The organism is Pedobacter sp. 10L46_2 (assembly GCF_056395165.1).
This window is the reverse complement of sequence record NZ_JBFTIZ010000009.1, coordinates 20,061-28,480: the sequence shown is the minus strand read 5'-3', so window position 1 is coordinate 28,480 and position 8,420 is coordinate 20,061. Positions and strand designations below refer to the sequence as shown.

The 8,420-nt window shown below is 35.6% G+C and carries 7 protein-coding genes; 2 read left to right on the top strand and 5 right to left on the bottom strand.

What is annotated here, in order from left to right:
• The first annotated feature begins 181 nt into the window (after positions 1–181).
• Positions 182–808 (top strand): TetR family transcriptional regulator, encoded by a 627-nt coding sequence (locus AC1DDX_RS02495; protein WP_337716364.1) that lies wholly within the window; start codon positions 182–184, stop codon positions 806–808.
• Here AC1DDX_RS02495 and AC1DDX_RS02490 read toward each other — a convergent pair.
• The 5 genes from AC1DDX_RS02490 to AC1DDX_RS02470 all read right to left on the bottom strand — a co-directional run bounded on the left by AC1DDX_RS02490 (position 776) and on the right by AC1DDX_RS02470 (position 7,643).
• Complete coding sequence (locus tag AC1DDX_RS02490; protein ID WP_172659436.1) at positions 776–1,039, bottom strand: CBU_0592 family membrane protein; 264 nt, start codon at positions 1,037–1,039, stop codon at positions 776–778. The two genes, AC1DDX_RS02495 and AC1DDX_RS02490, sit on opposite strands and share 33 nt — an antisense overlap.
• 63 nt (positions 1,040–1,102) lie before the next feature.
• Positions 1,103–4,483 carry a T9SS type B sorting domain-containing protein gene (locus tag AC1DDX_RS02485; protein ID WP_337716362.1) on the bottom strand — a complete coding sequence of 1,127 codons (3,381 nt, stop codon included), beginning with the start codon at positions 4,481–4,483 and terminating at the stop codon, positions 1,103–1,105.
• A gap of 118 nt (positions 4,484–4,601) precedes the next feature.
• Positions 4,602–5,558, bottom strand: coding sequence for a sugar phosphate isomerase/epimerase family protein (locus AC1DDX_RS02480; RefSeq protein ID WP_337716360.1), 957 nt, complete (start codon positions 5,556–5,558; stop codon positions 4,602–4,604).
• Positions 5,559–5,619: 61 nt separating this feature from the next.
• The gene (locus tag AC1DDX_RS02475; protein ID WP_172659433.1) at positions 5,620–6,651 is read right to left on the bottom strand and encodes a fasciclin domain-containing protein; all 1,032 of its coding nucleotides are present in this window, start codon (positions 6,649–6,651) and stop codon (positions 5,620–5,622) included.
• A gap of 71 nt (positions 6,652–6,722) precedes the next feature.
• Positions 6,723–7,643: a DUF6263 family protein gene (locus tag AC1DDX_RS02470; protein ID WP_337716359.1), complete on the bottom strand. Its 921-nt coding sequence runs from the start codon at positions 7,641–7,643 to the stop codon at positions 6,723–6,725.
• 155 nt (positions 7,644–7,798) lie between these two features.
• Between AC1DDX_RS02470 and AC1DDX_RS02465 the strand changes: the two genes are divergently transcribed.
• Entirely contained in the window at positions 7,799–8,383 is a 585-nt protein-coding gene (locus AC1DDX_RS02465) for a TetR/AcrR family transcriptional regulator (RefSeq protein ID WP_172659431.1), read from the top strand.
• Positions 8,384–8,420 lie beyond the last annotated feature (37 nt).

The following is an 8,420-nucleotide window of genomic DNA, read 5'->3' as shown; positions in this document are numbered from 1 at the left end:
AAGATTAAGTTTGTTTGGTTTGGTATTCTAAATACTATTCGGAGCGCGGCTAAGATCCTGTTATAATGTTAACAGTAGGTTAGAACTAAATTAATAAATTAATTGAACATACATTCAATCTATAAAAATAAATTTGCGAAATAAGATTACTTTTGAGTAGTTTGGATGAATAAATTTTATCATGGGTAGAAAGAGCCTTAAAGAGGCAAGACAATTAGAAATTGTTAAGATATTTTATAAGGTTGCTAAAACGGAAGGCTACGAAAATACTTCAATAGCCAAGATTGCGAAAGTGATGGATATCAATCCAAGCCTTATTATTCACTACTTCGAAACAAAAGAAGATCTGACCTATGCCCTTATTGATTATATACTTGAAAGGTATCTGTTAATCTATACAATTAAAAATAAGGATGGAGTTACACTTGCTGATCTAAGAAAAACTATTGAAATGCTTTTCTCAAAAAAATGGAATCTGCTTTTTGATGATGGGTTGTTCTATACCTTTTATGCTCTGGCATTCAGAGAAAAAAAGATTAAAGCAAAGTATAAGACCATACTTGACTCACTTCGATTTGCTCTTGCTTCAATGATAGCGCGGTGCAATGAAAAAAACTTGATTAAAATAGAGGATTCTAAAGCCGCTGCAGACTTAATTTTTGTGCTGGTTGATGGGGCTTATTTTTATCTTTCTTTAGAAAACGATAAAAAGGCCTATGCAGAAAGGCTGGATTATTATAAAAGTAAAGCTTATCAGATTTTGGGAATGGAGGCGTTAATCTTTTCTGACAGTACTCTGAGTCCTTAACTGGCGTCCTAAAGCATATACTCCAATGAACATCCAGAGTACATTAGCAACAGCGTTTGGCATATCATTGCTGTCCACCGCTGTTGCCACTAAGCATAGTCCGCCAATTATATTCAGCAACTGAAAGGTAAGCGATTCAGCAGTTATCAGTTTTATGCTTAATAATAAATAGCCTACAGTACATAAGACCACACCCAGCCAGCCAATGCTCGTTAATATAATTTGCTGCATACTTGAAACTTGTTTAAAGAGTTAAAAGTAAAATTGCAATTTTAATATGATACAGAGGAAATTTTATCGAATAATAGTTATACTGCCTTTTAATAAACCACATGCTCGTTTTAAATCAATTATGTAATAGTAAGTACCTACTGGCAAATCTTTTCCATTTTGTCGGCCATCAAACGGTTGCTTATATCCTGTCGATGCAAATACCTTCTGTCCGTAACGATTAAAGATCAGCACAGTCCCTTCAGGATAATTTATCATATCTGGTATTTGCCAAAAGTCGTTAAGCCCATCGTTATTAGGAGAAATAGCATTTGATAATTTAGACAAGCCTTCATTTTCTATAGTAACTCTTATTTTTGCAGCCGGACTCTCACATAATCCTACAATTTGTTTAACAAGATAGTTTTGGCTATTTATAATATTAACCTTAAAAGTCCCAGAGGCACTTTGATCTAAACGGATTCCATTTTCATTATATAAGACATAAGTGCCGATTCCGGGTTGCATTACCTGAATAAAAGCATCACCAGGGGCACAAATCTTTAAATCATTTAATATTGGAGGAGATAAGATTTTATCTTCATTTAAAACAGTATACAGAATGGTTTGTCTCGAACAAGTAAGTGCATCACCAATCATAAGCGAATAATTACCTGCGGAAATATTTTCAAGCACCGGGCCAGAACCGATTGACTGACCATTACTGTCCGACCAATAATAATAATATGGAGCCATTCCGGAAATACCAGGAGCTTTAATACTTCCTTTGCCTAGATTGCATTGATCGTTTGTGACTTTTTCTTCGCCACGATTTATCACAGCTTCATCAACGTTTAATATTGAAAATTCTCTGTAGAAGGATTCGCAGTTATTATTATCAGTAAGATATAATTTATATTTTCCGTCAGTAGCAGTTAAAATCGACGAGTTTCCAACTGTTACTCCTGACGAGTTAACCCATTTAAATTTTAGAGGCTGAATACCTTTAACCTCGACAATAATTGATCCATTCGGTTCATGACAATAAGAACTGCTTCCGCCAATAGCATATACATCAAACGGTGTAGTAGCTAATTCCTTTATCTCATACATCTTACTTTGCTTGGTGCATCCACTATTATTACTTGCTAACAAACGATATTTTCCAATACCAACTCCCGTAAGATCCAGAGAATGCCCTACCTCATGATTGCCTTCATCCACCCATTTGTAAGTAATTGCCCCGCTAACTAATATACCCCTTACTCCACCCGTTGATGCACTACACGCAATAGGCACAACTACAGCCTTGGCTTCATCAATAATAATTCCATTTATCTCTTTGACCTGAACGGGAGCAGATCCTAAAACAGGGCATGCCGTTCCGTCTTTCACTTCGAGAGCATACCAGCCTGATTGAACATTTATTAGGTCTCTTGTATTACCTACAGTTACTCCTGCAGCATTTTTCCATGTGTAAGTAATATTTCCAGTTCCTGTTACTTTAACGTTGGTTATAGAACCATTAGAGCCATCGCAGGTTGCATTTTTAAAAATGGCGCTGGATAGGTCAATGGAGGGGCCGCTTTGATTAGTTAAAATAACAGGGCCGTAAGTTTTAGTGCAATTCTCTTTGTCCTTAGCAATAAGTCTATACTCCCCAGGCCCGAGATCTGAAATAGTGCTTTCCGTCCCTACCTCAATATTATTTTTATCGAACCACCTTAACTCTAACTCTTTTCCGTCAGTAGATCCCGCTATTAGTCCTTCAATTGAGCCATTTTTAATTCCACAACCAGGATTTGTGATTTGTAAATTTTGGTCATCAAAAAATGGTTCCGAATTGATTAGCGAAATATTATCATAATTGACAAAGCACTTTCCATTAGATAATTTTGCACGGTATTTACCAGGGCCTAATTCTTTAATTTCCGCTCCCTCACCTATCTTTAGATTTTTATCATCAAACCACTCAATTTTCAGCACATGTTTTATACTCAACAATTTTATTGAGCCATTTTTCAATCCACAGGTTGGGTTAATGATGGAATTAGGATATTCAGAACTATTAGGTAAAATTGCTGGCTGGGTGTACTCCGAAGATGATTTAATTAATGTGCTATTTGCAACAAATCGATTTCTGCTAAAATCTCCGATAATTTTCCAATTGCCCATTGCATCTGCTCTTATCTTTTTATAAAATTCTACAGGATTGCAGATTTCACAGTTCGTATTGTCATTATAAATATAAATATCAGCGTTGGGGTTAGTTTTTCCAGAATATTCTGCATCATTATTAACAAGCACCTCAATTTCGGGCATTTCGTCATGAACAGCGGCATAAGCGCCTTTAGTGCATATAATGCTATTTTTTCTAATTTCTATATTTTTTCCACCAAAAGAACTTATCGCTGTTAACGAGAGTCGAAAAATATTTTTGTCAGCATCATCATCAGTTCCTATTTGACCATTTTCACAAAAATACAATTCAAGATCAGATGACAATACTCCGATATTAACTAAATCCTTATTTCCTGTAACCTTAAAATTTTTAAGATAGCTCAATTGAATATAAAAACTGCTAGCCACATTATCTTTAAAAATCAACCCCTCGCCACTCCCTTCAATTCTTACAACACCCTCAGTCTTGCCATTAATATCTATCCCAAATTTATTGTTACTAGCTACAATTCCTTCCCCTCCAAGGCCAAGGCCAAGATAAAAATATCCCCCAAAAATATTTCCCTCTTCTTCTGTGGATCCACCAACCTCAGTGCCCACGCCTCCACTGATTAACATCCCGGTTGGATTAAACCATGGAGGCGAATAAAAATTACCCATTTCCTCTAATCCTATCCAATTTGAACGAACTTTAATATTTGTAGAGAGTTGCATTGAATATGAATTATCGTTAACAGCACTAACAAATAATCCGTAATCATTATATGTGAATATGTTGCCCTTATGTGGCGCTCCAATTATTATGTTATTACAAGATATTATGAACACACCACAAGATTGTGCATTAGAGAAATTACCATACTGATCTCGGATGTAAAAAAAACCTGTAAAATAAAATCCATAAATTTCAACATCGTGTGCCTCCGCGATAAAAAATGCAGCTGTAGATAAAAGTGAGGCCTGATAAGTACTTCTATCTGGTTTAATTATAATTTTCGAAGAACTAACTCCCAGGAATCGACCAGGTTGCGTAGTAGCGTCAATTATTAAATTTGATGTAACTCTAGGTAGCTCTGCACTTAAGATAATTGTTCTCTGAGCATCCGTTGAGCCCGGCAAATTAAAATGAATATAATCTTTCTGGCCCACACCGTTTGCTGCAGCCTTCTGAAGGGCTTCCCTTAACGAACCAGGACCACTATCAGCATTGCTGGTCACTACAAAAATTTCAGAAAAAGCACTAAAATTTAAACAGAGTAAAATCAACAGCAATATAAACCTCATAATAAGAGCGCGTATTTAATGGCAAAAAAGCATTACTAGCTTATCCAACAATCAAATCTAAGCTTTTATTAATATTGGTATATATCAATTTAAGATAAAATTTTTACAGATAGATGCTCTATACTCCTGCTTTCTTAAGCACCTCTAAAGTTTTTCTTAATCCTGTTTCTGCTACTTTTTGCAAATCCTGCTTATAATATTCGGGATTATAAAGCTCCAGAGAAATGCAGCCTTTGAAACCTGTTGATTTAAGGTCTTTGAAAATCTGTGGCAGAGGCAGAATTCCATCACCGGGAAAAACACGGTCTTTATCCCCCAAGTCGGCAACCGCTGCCGGGGAAGAAGGAACGTCTGAGAATTGGAATATAGCAATAGCATCGCCATTGATGAGTTTCAGCCCTTCAAAACCACCTTCAGATATATACATATGATAAGTATCAGGAATTACCATCGCTTTTGGATGATTAGCATCTAAAGCAATCCCCATTGCCTGGCCCAATGTTTTTACGGGTTGATATTTTACAAACACAAGGGCAGGGTGAATGTTAAATTCCTTTAAGCCAATTTCAATAATATCTTTATATCTATTCGCTATCCATTTCTGATTAAAGTTATCTCCAGCTGTATCAGGAATGGTTTGAATATGCTGAGCGCCTATATCTGCAGCCATGCGCATTCGATTGCGTGTATCTTTCAAAGATTTGTCGAACAATTCTTGTGTGGCAGGTAGTGAGTTCCATAAACCAATCACACTTGGCACAAACAACCCTAAGTCTTTTATTTCTTTTCCAAGGTCCTTCAAATTACCGCCCTTTGCTTCGTACTCTTGCAATTCTCCATCCCATGGTTCAATTGCATCGTAACCGGCTTTAGCAGCTATTTTTACTTTATCTTTTAACGATGCAGGTCTTATAGTAGCAGTATCCAGACAAACAGGCCACGGACTGGCACCTTTTTGATATCGTTTTTCTTTTTTGTCTTTTGATAATCCTGATTCTCCAAGCACATACGTAGTTGGCGCAACAGAAACTGCTCCTGCAATAGCACTAAGATTAATAAATTTTCTGCGGTTCATACAATTAGCTAAAGGTTTTATAATTCGGTTTTCACGAATATAAAAATATTCCGGCTTTTTTTTAAGGCTTCTTATTGTTTAAAAATCCAATGCTAATCTCTGTTTTTCTTGTAAGGGCACTAATAGTTAAAGTACTTTCATATGGTAAACCATAATAATCCTTGCCATCAATTATGCCATCATTGTTAAGGTCTACCCATTTAAAATTCCCTGGAGCTGCATTATTCTGTTTTGCTGCAGTATTTACATCAGTATCTGATTGAAAGATTCCCGAAATAGCGTACCCCATATAAAAGCCATTGTTCGGTTCAACTGCATTTCTAAATGTATTCGTTTTGTTACTATAAAAGGCTTCAATATAGTACCTTCCTGGAGCCAGTCTCTTTAAGCTTGCTTTGCCCGTAGCATTTGTTTTTTCGCTATAAGCTACCTTCCCATTGGCATAATCCCTTTGCGAAGCATAAAGATTCACTGTTGCTCCAGAAATTACCTCTCCTTTAGGTTTCGTAATACTCCATTTAGAACCATCCCATACAGTAACTTCAATGGTTGTTGTATGCAGTTCATCAGTTGTGGTTGTAGGACTCAGCGATGATTTTATTGCATGCACTGCATCATTATCGTTGTATATGATTTGCTTACCACCCACCTGCACTCCATTTACCCATATGGTATCGGCAACACGAGTAATCTTTAATTCCTTTCCACTCAAAGCACTAAAGATTCTTTTGTTGTATAATTCATAATGGTTCAACGACCCTTTTATAATATGATCTCTAACGATAGTTGGAGTAACCGGTACTTCATCATTTAAAAATGCGAACACGGTAATTCCATCTGATACCTCCTCTTTAGTAAGTGAAAGTTTTTTAAGCGCATTGATGAAATTACTTATGCTATCAGCATCAGCGAGTTCAGAGGTAATATTTTTAATTAACTGTTGGGGTTCAAGCGAACCATCGTCCGCAGATACAGGTTTTTCTTTTTTACATGAGAAAATAAAAGCAAATAACAAAAGAGCACCCAACGGCTTACAGATTCCTTTTTTGATTGAACAAAGATGTCCTTTAAAGGAAAAGAAATGATTAAACATAAACGAGAGAATTAAAAGTGTTAATTTATAAGTTGAATAAAGGTAGGTTCTTACAAGAATAAATCAAACAACTACTTATCTGTAAACACCATATCACTGGTCATTTCCATAGGAATCGTCACACCTTCAGGCATCTTATCATTTGCTTTAATCTCCATACTGCCTTTAATATTCTGATTAATCTTTCCTTCAATTATCCAACCTGTATTCTTATCAATCTTAATAACTGAATTCATAGTGCCAGCCAGATTATACTTTATTGGCATTCCATTAGTTTCCGTATAAACATCCTTATTTTTTGTGGCAAACATAGATGCGCCACTAACAACAAATTCTGTTGCTGTAATTTCATCAAGCTTATAAACGCCGTCTAAAGTTGCAGACATTCCAGCTTCCAATTCCGTTTTTACATTCCAGGTATCACCTTTTGCTACTGCACGATCTGGGAATACCGCAGATAGCATTTCCAGATTACCTTTAAAAGCCTTATCGCCATACGACTGCATAATCTTACTCCGCATTTGTTCTTTCTGTTCAGCAGTGAGTTGGGGGAACTTTTCAAACACTCCTGCATATAGTGCCTCCACATTCTTTACCTCTGTTATTTTACCTGCCTTGGTCATTTTAATTTGGAAAGATTTATTTTTCATCATACCGAAAACAGAAGACAAAATATCTTTTTCATCATTCTTTTCAGAATCAAAAGTAGACTCGCCACCTGGATGAACTATTTTCATTGACAAGTTTACATAGCTTACATCCATACTATATATGCCTGCGATATCATCTGTAACAACATATTTCATTTGACCGGTTATGGTCAAATCAATATTTATCGCCTGACCATTCATTGTTTGTTTTACGATGGTATTGGCTACAGTTTTCTGGGTATAAGTTTGTCCTTTAGTTAGCTTTAGCTCAATCTTTTGAGTTTGCGACAGACAAGAAAAACATACAAAAACAGAAAGTAAGAAACTGAAAATAATTTTCATAAGGCGTTAGTTTGATTTCAAGAATTAGTTGCAATAACTAATGTAAAATTACAGGAAAAAGTGATATTTCTCTATATCAACAATAAATCATTTATATGTAACATTCTGCTTATATATTTATATATCTGTCAAATATTCATCTTCTTTGTAACCGAATGAACGTTCAATTAAACAATTTCAACAGCAAACGCGAGGCTATTTTAAATAGCACATTACTACTCGTTAAAGAGTACGGGTTTCATGGTGCACCTATGAGTCAGATTGCGAAACATGCTAATGTAGCCGCAGGAACCATATATCATTATTTTGATTCAAAAGAAACACTAATAGTTGAGCTTTATATAAGAACCAAAGATCAACTGGCAGAAGCCATACTTGAAGGCTACGATGAATCAAAATCTTATAAGGATCGTTTCTTCAGATTCATGATCAACCAATACAACTTTTATATAAAAAATGAATCTGCAATGGTCTTTCTTGAACAATATATAAACTCTCCTTTTGCAAAGAATTTCCCCGAAAAAGACAGTGTTTTGTTTAAAGAAAAAGTAATCGCTTTTTTTCAAGCTGGAATAGATGGAGAATATTTTAAAAAAATAGACCCAAGATTGCTCGGACCAACAATAAGAGGCACGTTAGTTGCGGCTGCAAACTTCAGATTATCAGAGCATATGATATACTCTGAAGAGGACATTACGGAGGTGGTGCAGATTGTTTGGGACGGAATTAAAAGACAATAATATATATAATGGCTTTAACTATACTCAATTCCCCTTT

What these genes read in the sequence shown, in the direction of transcription:
- AC1DDX_RS02495 (WP_337716364.1), top strand. Translation starts at nt 182, where the DNA reads ATGGGTAGAAAGAGCCTTAAAGAGGCAAGACAATTAGAAATTGTTAAG.
- AC1DDX_RS02490 (WP_172659436.1), bottom strand. Translation starts at nt 1,039, where the DNA reads ATGCAGCAAATTATATTAACGAGCATTGGCTGGCTGGGTGTGGTCTTA.
- AC1DDX_RS02485 (WP_337716362.1), bottom strand. Translation starts at nt 4,483, where the DNA reads ATGAGGTTTATATTGCTGTTGATTTTACTCTGTTTAAATTTTAGTGCT.
- AC1DDX_RS02480 (WP_337716360.1), bottom strand. Translation starts at nt 5,558, where the DNA reads ATGAACCGCAGAAAATTTATTAATCTTAGTGCTATTGCAGGAGCAGTT.
- AC1DDX_RS02475 (WP_172659433.1), bottom strand. Translation starts at nt 6,651, where the DNA reads ATGTTTAATCATTTCTTTTCCTTTAAAGGACATCTTTGTTCAATCAAA.
- AC1DDX_RS02470 (WP_337716359.1), bottom strand. Translation starts at nt 7,643, where the DNA reads ATGAAAATTATTTTCAGTTTCTTACTTTCTGTTTTTGTATGTTTTTCT.
- AC1DDX_RS02465 (WP_172659431.1), top strand. Translation starts at nt 7,799, where the DNA reads ATGAACGTTCAATTAAACAATTTCAACAGCAAACGCGAGGCTATTTTA.